At 68.5% G+C, this 19,671-nt stretch carries 14 protein-coding genes; 11 read left to right on the top strand and 3 right to left on the bottom strand.

Translation table 11 applies throughout. The features are described from left to right. Positions 1–12 precede the first annotated feature (12 nt). A complete protein-coding gene (locus tag ABD932_RS03850; RefSeq protein WP_345008639.1) occupies positions 13–3,816 on the bottom strand; it encodes a GH92 family glycosyl hydrolase in 3,804 nt (1,267 codons plus the stop codon). 354 nt (positions 3,817–4,170) lie between these two features. Here ABD932_RS03850 and ngcE point away from each other — a divergent pair, with 354 nt between their 5' ends. The 9 genes from ngcE to ABD932_RS03895 all read left to right on the top strand — a co-directional run bounded on the left by ngcE (position 4,171) and on the right by ABD932_RS03895 (position 16,371). After that, entirely contained in the window at positions 4,171–5,634 is a 1,464-nt protein-coding gene (gene ngcE, locus ABD932_RS03855; RefSeq protein WP_345008640.1) for an N-acetylglucosamine/diacetylchitobiose ABC transporter substrate-binding protein, read from the top strand. Between the two features lie 58 nt (positions 5,635–5,692). Beyond that, positions 5,693–6,619 carry a carbohydrate ABC transporter permease gene (locus ABD932_RS03860; protein ID WP_345008641.1) on the top strand — a complete coding sequence of 309 codons (927 nt, stop codon included), beginning with the start codon at positions 5,693–5,695 and terminating at the stop codon, positions 6,617–6,619. A gap of 3 nt (positions 6,620–6,622) precedes the next feature. After that, complete coding sequence (locus tag ABD932_RS03865; protein ID WP_345008642.1) at positions 6,623–7,546, top strand: carbohydrate ABC transporter permease; 924 nt, start codon at positions 6,623–6,625, stop codon at positions 7,544–7,546. A 212-nt stretch (positions 7,547–7,758) separates the two neighbouring features. Further along, a complete protein-coding gene (locus ABD932_RS03870; RefSeq protein WP_345008643.1) occupies positions 7,759–8,958 on the top strand; it encodes an ROK family transcriptional regulator in 1,200 nt (399 codons plus the stop codon). A 133-nt stretch (positions 8,959–9,091) separates the two neighbouring features. Further along, the gene (locus ABD932_RS03875) at positions 9,092–10,192 is read left to right on the top strand and encodes a sugar ABC transporter substrate-binding protein (RefSeq protein WP_345008754.1); all 1,101 of its coding nucleotides are present in this window, start codon (positions 9,092–9,094) and stop codon (positions 10,190–10,192) included. Positions 10,193–10,399: 207 nt separating this feature from the next. Continuing rightward, on the top strand, positions 10,400–11,191 hold the full coding sequence (locus tag ABD932_RS03880; protein ID WP_175647635.1) for an ATP-binding cassette domain-containing protein: 792 nt from the start codon (positions 10,400–10,402) through the stop codon (positions 11,189–11,191). Continuing rightward, positions 11,188–12,480 (top strand): sugar ABC transporter permease, encoded by a 1,293-nt coding sequence (locus ABD932_RS03885; protein WP_345008644.1) that lies wholly within the window; start codon positions 11,188–11,190, stop codon positions 12,478–12,480. Before ABD932_RS03880 ends, ABD932_RS03885 begins: the two co-directional genes overlap by 4 nt. A gap of 231 nt (positions 12,481–12,711) precedes the next feature. Further along, positions 12,712–14,640 (top strand): 1-deoxy-D-xylulose-5-phosphate synthase, encoded by a 1,929-nt coding sequence (dxs, locus tag ABD932_RS03890; RefSeq protein ID WP_345008645.1) that lies wholly within the window; start codon positions 12,712–12,714, stop codon positions 14,638–14,640. A gap of 207 nt (positions 14,641–14,847) precedes the next feature. Further along, on the top strand, positions 14,848–16,371 hold the full coding sequence (locus ABD932_RS03895) for an amino acid permease (protein WP_345008646.1): 1,524 nt from the start codon (positions 14,848–14,850) through the stop codon (positions 16,369–16,371). A gap of 352 nt (positions 16,372–16,723) precedes the next feature. On the opposite strand, the gene ABD932_RS03900 is transcribed toward ABD932_RS03895, so the two are convergent. Both ABD932_RS03900 and ABD932_RS03905 read right to left on the bottom strand, forming a co-directional pair. Then, positions 16,724–17,095, bottom strand: coding sequence for an NTP pyrophosphohydrolase (locus ABD932_RS03900; protein WP_345008647.1), 372 nt, complete (start codon positions 17,093–17,095; stop codon positions 16,724–16,726). Positions 17,096–17,201: 106 nt separating this feature from the next. Next, positions 17,202–18,092 (bottom strand): NAD(P)-dependent oxidoreductase, encoded by an 891-nt coding sequence (locus ABD932_RS03905; RefSeq protein ID WP_345008648.1) that lies wholly within the window; start codon positions 18,090–18,092, stop codon positions 17,202–17,204. Positions 18,093–18,190: 98 nt separating this feature from the next. On the opposite strand from ABD932_RS03905, the gene ABD932_RS03910 reads away from it, so the two are divergent. Both ABD932_RS03910 and ABD932_RS03915 read left to right on the top strand, forming a co-directional pair. Further along, the gene (locus ABD932_RS03910; RefSeq protein WP_345008649.1) at positions 18,191–19,207 is read left to right on the top strand and encodes a PLL family lectin; all 1,017 of its coding nucleotides are present in this window, start codon (positions 18,191–18,193) and stop codon (positions 19,205–19,207) included. 50 nt (positions 19,208–19,257) lie between these two features. Next, entirely contained in the window at positions 19,258–19,650 is a 393-nt protein-coding gene (locus ABD932_RS03915) for a hypothetical protein (protein WP_345008650.1), read from the top strand. Positions 19,651–19,671 lie beyond the last annotated feature (21 nt).

Below are 19,671 nucleotides of genomic sequence, written 5' to 3' on the forward strand. Positions count from 1 at the left end.
CAATGCGTCTGCTCAGGCGAGCAGTTCGACTTCCGACACCACCGCCTCGCCGTCGAGCACCAGGCGGTACTTCCCGTACGTACCCGGTGCCTCCACCGTGAACGCCCGTGTCTGCCGGTCCCATGTGAAGGACTGGCCCGAGCGCTTGTCGAGGGTCTGCCACGTGGTCCCGTCGTTCGATCCCTGGAGCGTCCAGCCGGTCGGCGCCTTCGTCCGGTCCGACGGCGAGGTCAGCGTGTACTGCACGGCCTTGGCGTCCTCGGACACCGGCAGCTCCACCGAGGTGACGCTCGCCTGGGTCGCCGAGGTGTTGTCGAAGAGCGCGCCCTCACCCTTCAGGACGTCCGCCCTCGGCACCGGCACCTCGTCGTCCTTGGTGATCGACACGGGCGCCGCGTTCTTGCCGGTGCCCCACGACGAGGGCCGCGGCCCCATGTCGAACTCCAGGATGCCGCCCTTCGCGATCAGCGAGTGGGGCAGCGAAGTGGACTTCCACGGCACGCCGTTGACCTTCAGGCCCTGTACGTACACGTTGCGCGCGCTGTTCCTCGGCGCCTTGACGACCAGCTCCCGGCCGTTCTCCAGATGGACCGTCGCCTTGGTGAACAAGGGTGACCCGATGGCGTACTCGCCACTGCCCATCACGAGCGGATAGAAGCCCAGCGCCGAGAACAGGAACCAGGCCGACTGCTCGCCGTTGTCCTCGTCGCCGTGGTAGCCCTGCCCGATCTCGCTGCCGACGTAGAGCCGCGACAGCACCTCGCGGACGTTCTTCTGCGCCTTCCAGGGCTGCCCGGCCGCGTCGTACATGTAGATGGCGTGGTGGGCGACCTGGTTGGAGTGGCCGTACATGCCCAGCCGGACGTCCCGTGCCTCCGTCATCTCGTGGATGACCCCGCCGTAGGAGCCGACGAAGTCGGGTGAGGCCGTCTCCGGGGTCGCGAAGTACGCGTCGAGCTTGTCGGCGAGGCCGCTGCGGCCGCCGTAGAGGTTGGCCAGGCCCCGGCTGTCCTGCGGGGCGGTGAAGGCGTAGCCCCAGCCGTTCGTCTCCGTGTAGTCGTAGCCCCACACGCGCGGGTCGTACTTCGAGGACTCGACGCGCCAGTCGCCCTTCGCGTCACGGCCCTGGAAGAAGCCGGCTTTCCCGTCGAAGAGGTGCACATAGTCCTGGGCGCGGTTGAGGAAGTACTCCGACTCGTCCTTGTAGCGCTGGTCGCCGGTCTTCTTGTACAGCGCCTGACCCATCCGCGCGATGCCGTAGTCGTTGAGGTAACCCTCCAGCGCCCACGACAGGCCCTCGTGCGTCTCGGTGCTCGTGTAGCCGAGGAAGGGCGAGGTCTCCATGCCCTTGCGGCCCACGCCGGACGACGGAGGCACGACCGTCGCGTTCTTCACGGCCGCCTCGTACGCCGACTTCGCGTCGAAGTCGACGCCCTTGACGTAGGCGTCCGCGAAGGCGACGTCGGACGAGGTGCCGGTCATGAGGTCCGCGTAGCCGGGGGAGGACCAGCGAGAGGTCCACCCGCCGTCCTTGTACTGCTGCACGAACCCGTCGACCATCTCGCCCGCCTGGCTCGGCGTGAGGAGCGAGTACGCCGGCCAGGTGGTCCGGTACGTGTCCCAGAAGCCGTTGTTGACGTACACCTTGCCGTCGACGATCTTCGCGCCGGTGTGCGTCGGGGTGTCCGGATTCGGCATCGGGGAGAACGGCGACGCGTACTGGTACTTCGAACCGACCTTCTCGAAGCCGGAGTTGGGGTACAGATACAGCCGGTACAGGCTGGAGTACAGCGTGGTCAGCTGGTCCGGCGTCGCGCCCTCCACCTCGACCTTGCCGAGGAGGCGGTCCCACTGGCGCTGGGCGCGCGACTTCACGGTGTCGAAGGAGGTGCCGTCGGGGATCTCCTGACGCAGGTTGTCCTTCGCCTGGTCGATGCTGATGAGGGAGGTGGCGAGGCGGAGCGTGACGGTCCGGTCGGCACCGGCGTCGAAGCGCAGATGTCCCTTCACCCCACTGGAGGAGCCCTCGGCCACCGGCTTGTCGAACGTGCCGTACACGAACAACCGGGTCGCACCGGTCGACAGCCCGGACTTCACGTCCGAGTAGCCGGTGACGATCCCGTTCTCCTTGTCGAGCGTGAGCCCCGCCTGGTCGGTCACGTTGTCGAAGAGGACGCTCGCGTCGTCACCCGGGTAGGTGAAGCGCAGCACCGCCGCGTGGTCGGTGGGCGCCATCTCCGCCTTGAGCCCGTTCTCGAACCGCACCCCGTAGTAGTACGGCCGCGCCGTCTCGTTCTCGTGCCGGAAGGCCAGCTCGCGCGCCTCACGCCCGGTGTCCGGGGTGCCGGAGGCGGCCGACGGCATCACCTGGAAGGTCTGCCGGTCACCCATCCAGGGGCTCGGCTCATGGCTGGCGCTGAACGCCTGGATCGTCGGCAGGTTGTCGTCGTTGTTCGATCGGGCGTAGTCGTACAGCCAGCTCAGCGACCCGGCGTTCGTCACCGGCGTCCAGAAGTTGAAGCCGTGCGGCACGGCGGTCGCCGGGAAGTTGTTGCCGCGCGAGAAGCCGCCGCTGGAGAGGGTGCCGCGGGTGGTGAGCGCGTAGTCCGACTTGTGGGCCTTCGGCTTCTCGGGCGCGACCGTCTTCAGCGCGATGTCGTCCAGCCAGCCCCGGAACTTCGCCGGGCCCTCGGGGGAGTCGTAGGCCACGAGTATCCGGTCGACGGTCTTGCCGGCCGCGACCGACCCGATCCGCGAGGCGACGTTGTTCCACTGGTTGACGTACAGCACCTTGGCGGCGCCCTGCCCGCGCGGGGAGAGCGGGAAGCCGTGCTGGTCGGTGGCGCCGAGGTCGCTCAGATAGGTGCCGTCGGTGAAGGCGAGGTCGACGGAGACGTTCGTGGCGTCGTAGTCGAGGTCGCCGTCGGCCATCGACGGGAAGACGCGGTAGGACAGACGGGTGTCGCGGCCGACGGCCACGTTCACGTCGTACACCTTGTTGTACGAGTACGCCTTCCCGTCCGCCGTGTGCCGGCCGGCGTAGCGCAGGGCCCGCTTGCCGGTGAAGCCGGCGCCCGCCTTGGCGGTCGGGGAGCCGCTCGGCCCGCGGTCGACGAGGGAGAGCATGTCCTGCGGGACCGGGCCCTCGCTGCCGCCGGTGGAGAACTGGACGTCGGCGAGCTGCAGGATGCCGGAGGCGCCGTTGTTCCTGCCGACCTCCAGCCGGAAGTGCTGGTACTCGGCCGGTTCCGCGATATCGTACGTCTTTGTCTGGAACCGTTCGGCGAACGTCTCACCGGAGCGGGTGTCGACGGTCTTCCAGTCCTTGCCGTCCGTGGAGGCCTTCAGGGTCCAGTCCCGCGGGTCGCGCTCGGCGTAGTCATTGGCCGAAGTGAGCGCGTATTTCGCGATTCTCACCGGTTTGTCCAGATCGAACTCCACCCATCCGGTGGCTTCGAAAACCAGCCACTTGCTGCTCGGCTCCCCGTCGACGAGGTTCTCCTTCACCTCCCCGCCGCCGGTGTTCTCGCCGTTCGCCCGCACGTCCGTGACGTGGTCGGTCACATTGCCCGGGATGCCGCTGCTGTAGCCGCCGTCTACGCCCGAGGCTCGCTTGCCGCCGTCCGGCGCGGTGTCGACGGTGTTGAGCCAGTCGGGTGCCGGGTCGCCGGCCTCGAACGAGGAGGCGAACTCCCGGTCGGCCGCCGCGGGCGCCTCCGGCAGGGCGACGGCCACCCCCTGCGAGCCCACGGTCAAAGCGAAGGCGGCCGCCGACACGACCGCCGTACCCCATCTGTGCCGAGCTCTCTGCTGCATAAGCCGGTACCCTCCCTGCGCACGGGACAACGTTGTCAACTTCGCTGCGCAAGGATCAGTTGTGGCTCAAGTGCCAAGTATTGTCAAGGGTGTTGGTCGAGGCATTCGGGGCTTATGCTGCGGATTTTTCGGGCAAGCGGCGCACAGGCCTCTCATATTTCCGTGAGGTCTCAACTCGGAAAAGACCACCGGCCAACCTTGCATTCGATCTTGCTCCGCTGGCGGGAAGTGGACTATACCTGTCGGCACTTCACATGATTGCGCACTTCCTGCACGACCCCAGCTTGACCCGATCGCGGTGCCGGGGAGGATCCGGTTCACCGCCTGAGTCCTGGAGAAGGCGAGGACTTGAGCATGGGATCCACTTCTGCCCAGAATCCCGAGAACAACGGCTCCGCGGGTGTCGGACGCCGCGATCTGATCAAGCGGTCCGCCGCGCTCGGCCTGATCTCCGTACCGACGATGAGTTTCCTGTCCGCGTGTGCCAGCGGCGGGGGCGGCGGCAACGGTGACAAAGCCAAGGAGGGTACGAAGACCGCGAAGAACCCGCTCGGCGTCAATGACACCGCGCAGATGGAGTTCGTGCTCTTCGACGGTGGTTTCGGCAAGGAGTACGCCGAGGACGCCGTGAAGATCTACGAGCAGAACTTCCCCAAGGTGAGCGTGAAGTTCTCCGCCACCCAGAAGATCCAGTCCACGCTCCAGCCCCGCTTCAACCAGGGCACCCCGCCGGACCTCATCGACAACTCCGGCGCCGAGCAGATGGACATGGGCGTCCTCGTCGGCAAGGACCAGCTCGCCGACCTCACGCCGCTGCTGGACGCCCCGTCGTACGACGACCCGAACAAGAAGGTCCGCGACACGCTGCGCCCCGGCATCGTGGAGATGGGCCAGTTCGACGGCGACCCGGTCTGGATCATGTACTACGCCTACACGGTGTACGGCGTCTGGTACTCGCAGAAGGCCCTGGACTCGCTCGACGCCACGTACCCCGAGACCTGGGACGAGATGCTCGCGGTCTGCGAGAAGGCCAAGAAGAAGGGCATGGCGGGCTGGACGTACGCGGGCAAGTACCCGTACTACCTCCCCTTCTCGCTCTACCCGATGATCGGCAAGGTCGGCGGCACAGAGGTCCTCGACGCCATCGACAACCTGGAGCCGAACGCCTGGAAGCACCCGGCGGTCAAGGCGTGCTTCGAGGCGTACTACGAGCTCTACAAGAAGGGCTACGTCCTCAAGGGCACCCCGGGTCTGGACCACATCCAGTCGCAGACCGCGTGGGCCGAGGGCAAGGCGCTGTTCATCCCGAACGGCTCCTGGGTGGAGAACGAGTCGGCGAAGGTCATCCCGGCGGACTTCGGCCTGGCCGTCTCCGCGCCGACCGGTATCGACAGCTCCGACAAGATGCCCTTCGGCACGATCTGGGCCTCCGGCGGTGAGCCGTTCATCGTCCCGGCCAAGGCGAAGAACACCGCCGGCGGTATGGAGCAGCTGCGCGTCATGCTGAGCGAGGCGAGCTCCAAGAACTTCACCAGCAAGGTCAAGTCGCTGACCGCGTACAACGGCGGCACGGACGGCATCACCCTGACCCCGGGTCTGAAGTCCGGTGTCGCGGCGCTGGACAAGGCCGGCGAGAACGTGGTGAACCCGCGGCTCCAGGACTGGTACGTGCAGCTGCAGAAGGAGAAGATCGGTGTGTCCGGTCTCGGCGAGATGATGGCCGGGCGCCTCACCCCGGCCGAGGCCATCAAGAAGATCCAGGGCTTCGCCGACGAGACCGCCAAGGACACGTCGATCAAGCACTACAAGCACCAGTAGATCCGGTGAGGATCCGTCACCAGCGGCTGCACGCGCGCGCAGATCGGGGTCGATAGCAATGCAGCACGGCAAGTACCGGTTCATCGTGGGGTTCCTCGCGGTGCCCCTGGGGCTGTACGCGCTCTTCGTCGTCTGGCCGTTCATCCAGTCCATCTACTACTCGTTCACGGACTGGACCGGCCTGAGCCCCGAATTCAAGATGGTCGGCTTCGACAACTACGAGAGGATGCTCGACGACGACATCTTCTGGAAGTCGTTGCAGCACAGTCTGTTCTTCGCGTTGTTGCTGCCGCTGGTGACGCTGAGTTTCGCGCTGTTCCTCGCTTTCATGATCAATGTGGGCGGACGGCGCAGAAAAGGCGGCCCGGCGATCACCGGGGTCCGCGGTTCCTCGTTCTACAAGATCGTCTATTTCTTCCCGCAGGTGCTGTCGATCGCCATCGTCGCGCTGCTGTTCGCCTTCGCGTACAACCCGGACAGCGGCGCGATCAACTCGATCCTGCGCGGGATCGGCCTCGACAGCGTCCAGCCGCTCTGGCTGGGCGATCCCGACCTCGCCCTGTGGGCCGTGATGGCGGTGATCGTCTGGTCCACGGTCGGCTTCTTCGTGGTCCTGTTCTCCGCCGGCATGGCCTCCATCCCGGCCGACCTGTACGAAGCCGCGCTGCTCGACGGCGCCGGCCGCGCCAGTACGTTCTTCCGGATCACCCTGCCGCTGCTGTGGGACACCGTGCAGTCCGGCTGGGTCTACATGGGCATCCTCGCCCTCGGCGCCGAGTCCTTCGCGGTCGTGCACATCATGACGACCGGGCCAGGCGGCCCCGACTACTCGACCACGGTCATGGTCCTGTACGTGTACCAGAAAGCGTTCCGTGACGGACAGGCCGCCTACGCCACCACGATCGGTGTGGCCCTGCTCGTCGTCACGCTGGCCTTCGCCGCGATCGTGATGCGGCTGGGGCGGCGCGAGCGGCTGGAGTTCTGACAGATGAAGACGACCGAGACCACCGCTCCCGTACCGGCCGAGTCCGGTATGACCGTCACCAAGACCGGGGCCCCGACCGAAGCGCCGTCCAGGGAGAAGAAAGAGGGCACCGTCCTCAACGTCTTCTCGCACGGGGTTCTCGTCATCTGGGCGTTCATGGTCGTCATGCCGCTGCTCTGGGCGGTGATGACGTCCTTCAAGGACGACAGGTCCATCTTCAGCTCGCCCTGGTCGCTGCCGGACGAGCTGCACTTCTCGAACTGGTCGCGGGCGTGGACCCAGGCCAACATGAGCGACTACTTCCTCAACACCATCCTGGTGGTGGGGGGTTCGCTGATCGGCACCCTGGTGCTCGGCTCGATGGCGGCGTACGTCCTCGCCCGGTTCGACTTCCCGGGCAACCGCTTCATCTACTTCCTCTTCATCGGCGGCATGAGCTTCCCGATCATGCTCGCGCTGGTCCCCCTGTTCTACGTCGTGAACAACATGGGCCTGCTGAACACGATCCACGGCCTGATCCTGGTCTATATCGCGTACTCGCTGCCGTTCACGGTGTTCTTCCTGACGGCGTTCTTCCGTACGCTGCCGACCTCGGTGGCCGAGGCGGCCTTCGTCGACGGCGCCTCCCACTCCCGCACGTTCTTCCAGATCATGCTGCCGATGGCCAAGCCGGGCCTGATCAGCGTCGGCATCTTCAACTTCCTGGGGCAGTGGAACCAGTACATGCTGCCCACGGTCCTCAACACCGACCCGGACAAGCGGGTCCTCACCCAGGGCCTGGTGCAGCTGGCCGTCAGCCAGGGGTACAAGGGCGACTGGTCCGGCCTCTTCGCCGGTCTGGTGATGGCGATGCTGCCGGTGCTGGCCGCCTACATCGTCTTCCAGCGCCAGGTGGTGGCGGGGCTGACGGCGGGGGCGCTGAAATAGACCGGAGGCGGTGGCCGAGCCGGAGGTAGCGCTCCGAAACCGTGCGTACGCACGCCGTTCCCGGTGCCGGGGACGGCGTGTACACGTATGTGCACGTACCCGGATCCGGTTCAACCTCTTGACGGGAGGCAACCCGAACGGCTCAGCTTAGAGTTCACTAGTTGGACACTGACGGGGCCTCATCGAAGCGGTCCCGCGCGCAGGAGGTCGTCGTGGAGACTCCGGGGTCGCAGTCGTCGCTGCACCGAGCCAATCTGGAGCGGGTCGTGCGGGCCGTACGGCTGGCCGGATCTCTCACCCAGGCGGAGATCGCGAGGACGACGGGTCTGTCCGCGGCGACGGTCTCCAATATCGTCCGTGAGCTCAAGGACGGCGGAACGGTCGAGGTCACGCCCACCTCGGCGGGTGGCCGGCGGGCCCGCAGCGTCTCGCTGAGCGGCGACGCCGGCATCGTCATAGGGGTCGACTTCGGCCACACCCATTTGCGCGTCGCGGTCGGGAACCTCGCCCACCAGGTGCTGGCCGAGGAATCCGAGCCGCTGGACGTCGACGCCTCCTCGACACAAGGGTTCGACCGGGCCGAAGAACTGGTCAACCGGCTGATCGCGGCGACCGGCGTCGACCGCTCCAAGATCGCCGGGGTCGGGCTCGGCGTGCCCGGCCCGATCGACGTCGAGTCCGGCACCCTCGGCTCGACCGCCATCCTGCCCGGCTGGACCGGCACCAAGCCCGCCGAGGAGCTGCGCGGCCGGCTCGGGGTGCCCGTGCACGTGGACAACGACGCCAACCTGGGCGCCCTGGGCGAGCTGGTCTGGGGCAGTGGGCGGGGCGTGCGGGACCTGGCGTACATCAAGGTCGCCAGCGGTGTCGGCGCCGGTCTGGTGATCAGCGGCAAGATCTACCGGGGCCCGGGCGGCACAGCGGGAGAAATCGGGCATATTACTCTGGATGAATCCGGCCCGGTCTGCCGCTGCGGAAACCGGGGCTGCCTGGAGACCTTCGCGGCCGCGCGCTATGTGCTCCCGCTCCTCCAGTCCAGTCACGGCACCGATCTGACCATGGAGGGCGTCGTACGGCTGGCCAGGGACGGAGATCCGGGCTGCCGTCGGGTGATCGCCGACGTCGGCCGTCACATCGGCAGTGGAGTCGCCAATCTCTGCAATCTCCTGAACCCGAGCCGCGTGGTCCTGGGCGGTGATCTCGCCGAGGCCGGTGAGCTGGTGCTCGGGCCGATCCGGGAGTCCGTCGGCCGCTACGCCATTCCCAGTGCGGCGCGCCAACTGTCCGTTCTTCCCGGGGCACTTGGTGGTCGTGCCGAGGTGCTCGGAGCGCTCGCGCTGGCGCTCAGCGAGATGGGTGATTCAACCCTTTTGGACGGCACCCTCCATGCGGCCACGCCTGCCTTCACTTAGAGAACGGATGGCACCGTTGCCAACCCGTTAAGGATTTACTTCTTGACGTCGCACGTGTGGCCGAGTTGACTTCCAGCCACCTCGGCCGCAATGTCGCGGCCTCGTCAGGGAGGTTTCTGAAGTGAACACGCGTATGCGTCGCGCCGCCGTTGCCATTGCCGCTGGTGCGATGGCCGTCTCGCTGGCTGCCTGTGGCAGCGCCGAGGAAGCCGGTGGCGGCAACGACTCCACCGCCTCTGCCGCCAAGGGCGACAACATCAAGGTCGGTCTCCTGCTCCCGGAGAACCAGACCGCGCGTTACGAGAAGTTCGACCGGCCCCTGATCGAGGAGAAGATCAAGGAGCTGACGAACGGCAAGGCCACCGTCGACTACAACAACGCCAAGCAGGACGCCAACCTGCAGGCGCAGCAGGTCGACACCATGATCACCAACAAGGTGGACGTGCTCATCCTGGACGCCGTCGACGCCAAGGCGATCAAGAACTCCGTCCAGAAGGCCGTCGACGCCGGCATCAAGGTCGTCGCCTACGACCGCCTGGCCGAGGGCCCGATCAGCGCCTACACCTCGTTCGACAACGTGGCTGTCGGCAAGACCCAGGGCGAGGCCCTGCTGACGGCCCTGGGCGACAAGGCCAAGGACGGCCAGATCGTCATGATGAACGGCTCCGTCACCGACCCGAACGCCGCCCAGTTCAAGGAGGGCGCGCACTCCGCCCTCGACGGCAAGGTGAACGTCGGCAAGGAGTACGACACCAAGGAGTGGAAGCCGGAGAACGCCAACTCCAACATGGAGGCGGCGATCTCGGCGATCGGCAAGGACAAGATCATCGGCGTCTACTCCGCCAACGACGGCATGGCGGGCGGCATCATCACCGCCCTGAAGGCGGCCGGCCTCAGCGACATCCCGGTCACCGGCCAGGACGCCGAACTCGCCGCGGTGCAGCGCATCATCACCGGCGAGCAGTACATGAGCGTCTACAAGCCGTACGCCCCCGAGGCCTCCGCCGCCGCGGAGATGGCCGTCGCGCTCGCCCAGGGCAAGTCGCTCGACTCCATCGCCAAGGACAAGGTCTCCAGCGGCAGCGCCAACGATGTTCCGTCGGTCCTCGTCCCGGTCACCTCGCTGACCAAGGACAACGTCAACGACACCGTCATCAAGGACGGCGTCTACACGGCCGCTGAGATCTGCACCGGCAAGTACAAGGCCGCCTGCGACAAGCTCGGCATCAAGTAAGCAGCATCAGGTCCCTTTCCAGGTGCGGGAATTCGTCCTTGAATTCCCGCACGGGGGCATGACTGCTCCAGACTCCTCCGGCGCCCCGCGCATACGTCAGCCCCGCAAGCTCGGCGCGGGGCGCCGGACGGAACCCCGCGGGTATCCCCCGCCCACCCACCCCTGCAGTCTCTGCACAACCTTCCGCCGGGTCAGGCGGCGAAGGAGATGGTTCACGTGTCCGCTACGCCCGTGCTGGCGTTGCGCGGGGTCTCCAAGCGGTTCGGTGCCGTTCAGGCGCTCACCGACGTAGAGCTTGAGGTCCACGCCGGTGAAGTGGTCGCCCTGGTGGGCGACAACGGCGCCGGAAAGTCCACGCTGGTCAAGACGATCGCCGGCGTGCACCCCATCGATGAGGGCGCCATCGAATGGGACGGCAAGGCCGTCTCGATCAACCGGCCGCACGACGCCCAGGCCCTGGGCATCGCGACGGTCTACCAGGACCTCGCGCTGTGCGACAACATCGACGTCGTCGGCAACCTCTTCCTGGGCCGCGAGCTGAAGAAGCGCGGTGTCCTCGACGAGGTCGAGATGGAGCGCCGCTCGCGCGAGCTGCTCCAGACGCTGTCGATCCGCATCCCCAGCGTGCGTATCCCGATCGCCTCGCTCTCCGGCGGTCAGCGCCAGACCGTGGCCATCGCCCGTTCCATGCTCGGCGAGCCCAAGCTGGTCATCCTCGACGAGCCCACCGCCGCCCTCGGCGTCGAGCAGACCGCCCAGGTCCTCGACCTGGTCGAGCGGCTGCGTGAGCGAGGCCACGCGGTGATCCTCATCAGCCACAACATGGCCGACGTGAAGGCCGTCGCGGACAAGGTCGCCGTGCTGCGCCTCGGCCGCAACAACGGCGTCTTCGAGGTCAAGACGACCTCGCAGGAGGAGATCATCTCCGCCATCACCGGCGCCACCGAAAACGCCGTGACCCGCCGTGCGGCGCGCACGAACGGGGAGGTTTCCAAGTGAGCATCGACAAGACCTCCACGACGCCGGACGAGCACGAGGTCCTCAACACCGAGGCCGCCGCGGCCGCGGTGACCGCCGTCGACCCCCGCCTGCTGGTGCAGGAGCAGGGCCTGGCCGGCTACCTCACCGAGTTCCGGCGCAAGCTGAAGGCCGGTGAGCTGGGCTCCCTGCCGGTCATCCTCGGCCTGGTCGCCATCTGCGTCATCTTCCAGAGCCTGAACTCCGCCTTCCTGTCCGCGCAGAACATCAGCGACATCACCGTCACGATGGTCGGCACGGGCATGATCTCCGTCGGCATCGTCTTCGTGCTGCTGCTCGGCGAGATCGACCTGTCCGTCGGCTCGGTCAGCGGCGCGTCCAGCGCCATCGCGGCCGTCCTCGCGGTGAACCAGGGCTGGCCCGAGTGGGCGGCCGTGCTCATCGCCGTCGGTGCGGGTGCCGTCATCGGCGCGGCGCACGGCTTCTTCTTCGCGGTGCTGGGTGCTCCCGCGTTCGCCGTCACGCTGGCCGGTCTGCTGTTCTGGCTCGGCTTCATGCTCCAGACGCTGGGCGAGAACGGCACGATCAACCTCGACAGCGACGGTCTGATCGGCAAGCTCACGACGTACTTCTTCACGGACGTGGCGGCCGCGTACGGCCTGGCGGCCGTGGTGACCGCGGTGTTCTTCATCACCTCGTTCCTGGGCAACCGCCGCCGCGAGGCCGCGGGCATCCCGTTCCGCCCGCTGAGCGACACCATCCTGCGGACGGTGCTGCTGGGTGTCGTCTCCTTCGCCGCGGCGATCATGTACAACCAGTACAAGGGCCTGCCGCTGGCCACGGTGATCTTCCTGGTGTTCCTGGTCGCCACGGACTTCGTGCTGCGGCGTACCTCGTACGGCCGCAAGATCTTCGCGCTCGGTGGCAGCGTCGAGGCGTCCCGCCGTGCGGGTATCAACGTGACCGCGGTGCGGATCTCCGTGTTCGCGATCTCCGGTGGGTTCGCGGCGATCGGCGGTCTGTTCCTGGCCTCGAAGATCGCGTCCGCCAACCAGAGCGCCGGTACCGGTGACCTGCTGATGAACGCCATCGCGGCGGCCGTCATCGGTGGTACGTCGCTGTTCGGTGGGCGTGGGCGTACGTGGAACGCGCTGCTCGGTGTGCTGGTGATCGTGTCGATCCAGTACGGGCTGCAGCTGGAGTCCATCGCCGAGCCGGTGAAGTACATGATCACCGCGGGTGTTCTGCTCACGACGGTTGTGATCGACTCGATCACGCGTAAGACGCAGAAGACCGCGGGGCGCGCGTAGCGCGGAACGCCGTAGCGCCGTAGGGGCGTGGGTGAACATGCGCGTGCTGGTCCGTTGTGGCCGGTCGCGCGGTTCCCCGCGCCCCTTTGCTGCGTTGTAGTACAGCGTGTCGCTGGGTAGAGCCGATTGCGTGACGTACGACGGGTGGGCCGGGAACCTTCCGCCGAGCCGGAACATTAGACTCGACAAGCCCGGCAACAGCTCGAACAGCTCTACTGCAAGGAGGCACGGGTGCCGCTGCTGACCCGCATCACGGGACCGCGCGATCTGGACCGGCTCAGCCCGGAGCAGCTGGACCAGCTGGCGGAGGAGATCCGGACCTTCCTCGTCGACGCGGTTTCCAAGACCGGCGGCCACCTCGGCCCCAACCTCGGTGTGGTGGAGCTGACCATCGCCCTGCACCGGGTCTTCGACTCGCCCAAGGACAAGGTGCTCTGGGACACCGGTCACCAGTCCTACGTCCACAAGCTGCTCACCGGCCGCCAGGACTTCAGCAAGCTGAAGATGAAGGGCGGTCTGTCGGGCTACCCCTCGCAGGCCGAGTCCGAGCACGACGTCATCGAGAACTCGCACGCCTCGACCGTCCTCGGCTGGGCCGACGGCCTCGCCAAAGCCAACCAGCTGCGCAAACGCGACGACCACGTCGTGGCCGTCATCGGCGACGGCGCGCTGACCGGCGGTATGGCCTGGGAGGCGCTGAACAACATCGCCGAGGCCAAGGACCGCCCGCTCGTCATCGTCGTCAACGACAACGAGCGGTCGTACGCTCCGACCATCGGCGGTCTCGCCAACCACCTGGCGACCCTGCGGACGACCGACGGGTACGAGCGCTTCCTCGCCCGGACCAAGGACATCCTCGACCGCACGCCCGTCGTCGGCAGGCCGCTCTACGAGACCCTCCACGGCGCCAAGAAGGGCCTCAAGGACTTCATCGCGCCGCAGGGCATGTTCGAGGACCTCGGGCTGAAGTACGTCGGGCCGATCGACGGACACGACATCGAGGCGCTGGAGTCGGCGCTGGCCCGGGCCAAGCGGTTCGGCGGGCCGGTCATCGTGCACTGCCTCACCGAGAAGGGCCGCGGCTACCAGCCCGCCCTGCAGGACGAGGCCGACCGCTTCCACGGCATCGGCCCCATCCACCCCGACACCGGCCTGCCGATCAAGGCCTCGGGTGCCGACTGGACGTCCGTCTTCGGCGACGAGATGGTCAAGCTCGGCAAGGAGCGCGAGGACATCGTGGCGATCACCGCCGCGATGCTGCAGCCGGTCGGCCTGAAGAAGTTCGCGGACACCTTCCCGGACCGGATCTACGACGTCGGCATCGCCGAGCAGCACGGCGCCGTGTCCGCGGCCGGCCTGGCGACGGGCGGCGTGCACCCCGTCTTCGCCGTCTACGCCACCTTCCTGAACCGTGCCTTCGACCAGGTCCTCATGGACGTGGCCCTGCACAAGTGCGGTGTCACCTTCGTGCTCGACCGGGCCGGCGTCACCGGCACCGACGGCGCCTCCCACAACGGCATGTGGGACATGTCGATCCTCCAGGTCGTGCCCGGTCTGCGGCTGGCCGCCCCGCGCGACGCCGACCAGGTGCGGGCGCAGCTGCGCGAGGCCGTCGAGGTCGAGGACGCGCCGACCGTCGTGCGCTTCTCCAAGGGCGCCGTCGGCCCCGCCGTACCCGCGGTGGGCCGGGTGGGCGGCATGGACGTGCTGCGCGAGCCGGGGACGGACACGCCCGACGTCCTGCTCGTCTCCGTCGGTGCGCTGGCCCCCATGTGCCTGGACATCGCCTCGCTCCTCGACAAGCAGGGCATCACCACCACCGTCGTCGACCCGCGCTGGGTCAAGCCGGTCGACGAGGCCATGGCCCCGCTGGCCGAGCGGCACCGCGTGGTCGTCACGGTCGAGGACAACAGCCGCGTCGGCGGTGTCGGCTCGGCGGTCGCACAGGCCCTGCGAGACGCGGGCGTGGACGTCCCGCTGCGTGACTTCGGCATCCCGCCGCGCTTCCTCGACCACGCCTCGCGCGCCGAGGTGATGGCAGAGATCGGCCTCACCGCACCCGACATCGCCCGCCAGGTCACCGGACTGGTCGCCAAGCTGGACGGCCGCTTCGACCGTACGGCGGCCGGGGTCGACTCGGTGGAGCCGGCGAGGGACTGAGTCCGCCAGGGACTGAGTCCGCCAGGTATCGAGTTCCCGGGACCGAGTCCGCCGGGGACTGGCAACACCCGTACGGCCGGATGGGTCGGTTCGCCACTCATGATGGTGGCGAAACCGGCCCATCTGTGTGAATCCGCCTGTGCCCGGGCATGCGTACCACGCCCCCTCTCGATCATGTCGAGGACGACAAGCGTGGGAGGTATGACCGTGAGCAGCACACTCTTCCGGACGAAGAGAGTCGAGCAGTCCATCCTCGATACCGAGGAGCCAGAGCACGCGCTCAAGAAGTCCCTGTCCGCCCTGGACCTGACCGTCTTCGGCGTCGGCGTGATCATCGGCACCGGCATCTTCGTGCTCACCGGCACGGTCGCGAAGAACAACGCCGGGCCGGCCGTGGCCCTGGCGTTCGTCGCGGCCGGTGTCGCCTGCGCGCTGGCCGCGCTCTGCTACGCCGAGTTCGCGTCCACGGTCCCGGTCGCCGGGTCCGCGTACACGTTCTCGTACGCCTCCCTGGGCGAACTGCCCGCCTGGATCATCGGCTGGGACCTGGTCCTGGAGTTCGCGCTCGGTACGGCGGTGGTGGCCGTCGGCTGGTCGGGCTACGTCCAGTCGCTCATGGACAACGCGGGCTGGGAGATGCCCGCGGCCCTGGGCAGCAGAGAGGGGGCCGACGCCTTCGGGTTCGACATCCTCGCCGCCGCGCTCGTCCTCGTCCTCACCTTCATCCTCGTACTGGGCATGAAGCTGTCCGCGCGGATCACGTCCCTGGTCGTGGCCATCAAGGTGACCGTCGTCCTGACCGTGATCATCGCCGGTGCGTTCCTGATCGACGGCGACAACTACGACCCGTTCATCCCGAAGAGCCAGACGGTGGACGCCGGCAGCAATCTCGACGCCCCGCTGATCCAGCTCATGTTCGGCTGGGCGCCCTCCAACTTCGGTGTGATGGGCATCTTCACCGCCGCCTCGGTGGTGTTCTTCGCCTTCATCGGCTTCGACGTCGTGGCGACGGCCGCGGAGGAGACCAAGAACCCGCAGCGCGACATGCCACGCGGCATCATCGGCTCCCTGCTCATCTGCACCACGCTGTACGTCGCCGTGTCGATCGTGGTCACGGGCATGCAGCACTACAGCAGGCTGTCGGTGGACGCCCCGCTCGCCGATGCCTTCAAGTCCACCGGGCATCCCTGGTTCGCGGGCTTCATCAGCTTCGGCGCCGCGGTCGGCCTGACGACGGTCTGCATGATCCTGCTCCTCGGCCAGACCCGCGTCTTCTTCGCGATGAGCCGAGACGGACTGCTGCCGCGCTTCTTCTCCCAGGTCCACCCGCGGTTCAAGACCCCGCACCGGCCGACCATCCTGCTCGGCGTGATCATCGCGATCCTCGCCGGCTTCACCCCGCTGACCGAACTCGCCGCCCTGGTGAACATCGGCACCCTGTTCGCCTTCGTCGTCGTGGCCATCGGCGTGATCATCCTCCGCAGGACCCGCCCCGACCTGGAGCGGTCGTTCCGCACCCCGTGGGTGCCGGTCCTGCCGATCCTGTCGGTGCTCGCCTCGCTGTGGCTGATGATCAACCTGCCCGCCGAGACATGGGTGCGGTTCGCCATCTGGATGGCCGCCGGGTTCTTCGTGTACTTCCTCTACGGCCGCTCCCACAGTCGCCTCGGCCGGCACGAGGAGACCACCGTCGACGAGGTCATGAAGCCGCCGAAGGGAGACACCCCGTAGCCGGAACCGGCGTTCGACGGATTGCCGCCGACCGACTCTCCGGCCCCGCATGCCCTGCTTCGGCAGGAGATGCGGGGCCGGACGGCGTTCACCCCTGGGCCCCTCCTTCGTCCGGCCGCTGTTGAGCCTCGACGAGGGCTGTCCCGCCGTACAGGCGCGGATGCAGGCGCAGGGCGAGGGCGGAGGAGCCGTACGAGACGGTCGCCGACCGCAAGCCGCCGCCGGTGCCATGGCCGTACGAGGCCGCTCTCGCGGTAGCGGGTCCGGATCGCTGACGTCGGTGCGGGTCCTGGCGGCCGGCGCCGGGCGCAGCCGTACTGAGTCGGCGTGCGGCGGCCGCGTACAGCAGTCGCTAGGGCCGTACCGTACGCGGCCCCGCCACCTCCGCCCCCAAATCCGTCACCCTCCGCCGCAGTTCCCGGTCCGCGGTCACCACCAGGCAGGGTCGCCCGTCGGCCCGAGCGACGAGCTCGACCATGTGATCGTCCCCGCTCCCGGCGGCGGTCTCCACCCGGACCCCCGGCACGGACTCCACGCCCCGTGCGGCCCCCTCCACCACGAGCACGAGCTCCACGGGCCCCGTCCGCCCGGGCACACCGTCCGCCGCCAGCCGGTCCCGCAACCGCTCCGCGGCCCCGCGCCGGTCCCGCCACCACCCGTCGGGCACCGACCCGACGACATTCGCGGCGTCGACGATCACGAGCAGGGGGACGTCATCGTTCATGGGGCAAGGGTCGCACGGCGTTCAAGGTCGCACGGCGGCCATGGGGCACTGGTCCTACGGCGACCGCCCGCTGCCGACCCTTGCCGCCCTGCCCAAGCCGGCGGGCTCAGGCGTCCCCGTCCTGCTCGAAGCTCGCGAAGTACGCCGCCGCCATGTCCTCGTTCCCGTGCCCCTGCGCAGCCGCCCGCTCGAAGCGCTCCGCGCTCGCCTCGGCCACGTCCAGGCGTACTCCGTGCCGTTCGCCCGCCTCCACGATGAGCCGTGCGTCCTTCGCCGCCGTGCTCACCGCGAACTGGGCCGGGGTCAGCCCGCCGTTCAGCACCAGGCCGGTCTTGGCCCGCAGGTAGCCCATGTCGAGCGGGCCGCCGTCGATCACCTCGAAGAAGCGCTGGGCGTCGACGTCGAGGGCCTTGGCGAGGGCCAGTACCTCACCGGCCGCGTTGGTCACCGCGAGCACCCAGCTGTTGGCGACCAGCTTCAGCCGCGTCGCGGTGCCCGCCCCGCCGTCCTCGCCGGTCCACACGGTACGGGCGCCGACGGCGTCGAACACCGGCGTCACCGTCTCCCGCCCCGCGACCGGCCCCGCCGCCAGGACCGTGAGCTGACCGGCCTCGGCCGGCTGGCGGGTGCCGAGCACCGGGGCGTCGTAGAAGACGAGGCCGTGCTCGTGGGCGAAGGCGGCCAGGTAGGGGATCGCCTCGATGCCGGCGGTCGTCGACTGGACCCACACGGCACCGGAGCGCAGCCCGGACGCTGCCTCGCGCATGACGTCCAGCGTCGCGGGGCCGTCGTACAGCATGGTCAGGACGACGTCGGCGCCCTGGACCGCCTCGGCGGGCGTATCGGCGACGAACGCGCCGTCGGCGGCCAGGGGCTCGGCCTTGGCGCGGGTGCGGTTCCAGGCGCGGACCGTGTGTCCGGCCCTGGCGAGGTTGCGGGCCATCGCGGCGCCCATGATGCCGGTGCCCAGGACGCTCACGGTGAGCTTGTCGGTCATGACGTCGACTTCCTGTTCTCGTACGGACGTTGCTGCTGTGATCCAGCTTGCCCGGGGCCGGGCCGCAGCGGCGCGCCGACCCCGAATAGAGTGAACCGGTGAACGGCGACTGGCTCATCCGCGGCCGCGACGGCCGCCTCAGCGTCTATCTGCCGACCGACGACGCGGTCCTGTGCCGGGCGGAACTCGGACCCGGCGGCCCCTGGGAACCCCCGCGCAAGGTCGGCGGCGAGCAGAAACTGCGACCCGGCCCCGCGGTCGGCCAGGGCGCCGACGCCTACGCCCATCTGGCCGCCTGGCGTCCCACCAAGGCGGGCGAGGCGGGCCTCGTCCACTCCACGCACTTCCGGCCGCGCCTGGCAGCCCTGGACTGGATCTCCATCGGCCACCCGGACAGCGCCGGGGACCGCACCGGCACACCGGCCGTCACGGTCGACGCGCAGGGGCGGGCGCATGTCTTCGTCCGCAACAAGGCGGGCGGTGTGAGCATGCGCGGCCAGAAGGAGGTCGGCGGCTGGGGCCCGTGGCGTGACCTCAAGGGTCGTGAGGTCGACGACCGCCTCGCCGCCGTGACGGGCGAGTCCGGACTCGTCGAGCTGTACGCGGCCGTCCCCGGTGCCGTCCTGCACTGGCGCCAGGAGAAGCCGGGCAGCGTCCCGGTCCTGGAGGAGGCGATGGAGACCCCGGTCCGCCCGGGCACCCTGCACGCCCTGGCCACCTCCGCCGAGCACACCACCCTCTTCTACGCCGACGACTCCGGCGACCTGTGCGCCTGGCGCCCGGGCACCAAGCCGGTGACCCTGCTGGCCTCCGCAGGGCCCGGCCCGGTGTCCGCGATCCGCTGCGAGCTGGACGGCCACGACTGCACGTTGCTCGCCCAGCGCTCGGCGAGCGGCCGCGTCGCTTTCGCCGCGTACCCGACAGAGCAGGAGTCGGCGGGGGCATGGTGGACCGAGTCCGGTCCGCAGCTGGCGGCGGACGCGGTGGTGGCCCTGGCGGTGGACGAGGACGAGCGGGTGGTGGCGGCCACGTTGTCCCGGGCGGCCGGGAAGCTGCTGGTCACCCGGCGCAAGGACGAGCCGGGGCTGGCGCTGGAGGCGTGGCGGGAGGTCTAGCAGACTCAATTCGCAGGATTGTTCGGTACACCTGCGCCAGGATTACCCTCATGGACACGGAAAGCACGGAAAGCCTGGTAGAGGCCTGGCGGCGGATCCTGGCGCCCTCCGGGACCTCCTGGGTGCTCTTCGAGCACGGCACATGCGTGGTGCTGAAGGAGCCCGCGGACGACCTCGCGGGACAGGCCTTGGGGATTCTCGGCGAGTTCGGACCGGTGCACGTGGGCTCCCCGGCCGGTGACTTCAACGTGCTCACGCTCAAGGACGACCTGGGCTGGCTGGTCACCAGCCATCACCCGGACGTCGTCACCCACGTCGCCCTCGACGAACCCGTCGACCCGTCGCACCTGGCCGTCGGCATCCACGGCCGCGCCAAGCGCCACCAGGACGGGACGGAACTCCGGGTCGTCCATGTGGAGGACCGGCGAGCGGCCGGCGACTGAGAACGCCGGTGCCCCGCACAC

Origin of the sequence: Streptomyces shaanxiensis, from assembly GCF_039537145.1 — a bacterium.
GTDB lineage: Bacteria > Actinomycetota > Actinomycetes > Streptomycetales > Streptomycetaceae > Streptomyces > Streptomyces shaanxiensis.

Coding starts and splice junctions, on each gene's coding strand:
- ABD932_RS03850 (WP_345008639.1), bottom strand. CDS start 3,816: ATGCAGCAGAGAGCTCGGCACAGATGGGGTACGGCGGTCGTGTCGGCG.
- ngcE (WP_345008640.1), top strand. CDS start 4,171: ATGGGATCCACTTCTGCCCAGAATCCCGAGAACAACGGCTCCGCGGGT.
- ABD932_RS03860 (WP_345008641.1), top strand. CDS start 5,693: ATGCAGCACGGCAAGTACCGGTTCATCGTGGGGTTCCTCGCGGTGCCC.
- ABD932_RS03865 (WP_345008642.1), top strand. CDS start 6,623: ATGAAGACGACCGAGACCACCGCTCCCGTACCGGCCGAGTCCGGTATG.
- ABD932_RS03875 (WP_345008754.1), top strand. CDS start 9,092: ATGCGTCGCGCCGCCGTTGCCATTGCCGCTGGTGCGATGGCCGTCTCG.
- ABD932_RS03880 (WP_175647635.1), top strand. CDS start 10,400: ATGGTTCACGTGTCCGCTACGCCCGTGCTGGCGTTGCGCGGGGTCTCC.
- ABD932_RS03900 (WP_345008647.1), bottom strand. CDS start 17,095: ATGAACGATGACGTCCCCCTGCTCGTGATCGTCGACGCCGCGAATGTC.
- ABD932_RS03905 (WP_345008648.1), bottom strand. CDS start 18,092: ATGACCGACAAGCTCACCGTGAGCGTCCTGGGCACCGGCATCATGGGC.
- ABD932_RS03915 (WP_345008650.1), top strand. CDS start 19,258: ATGGACACGGAAAGCACGGAAAGCCTGGTAGAGGCCTGGCGGCGGATC.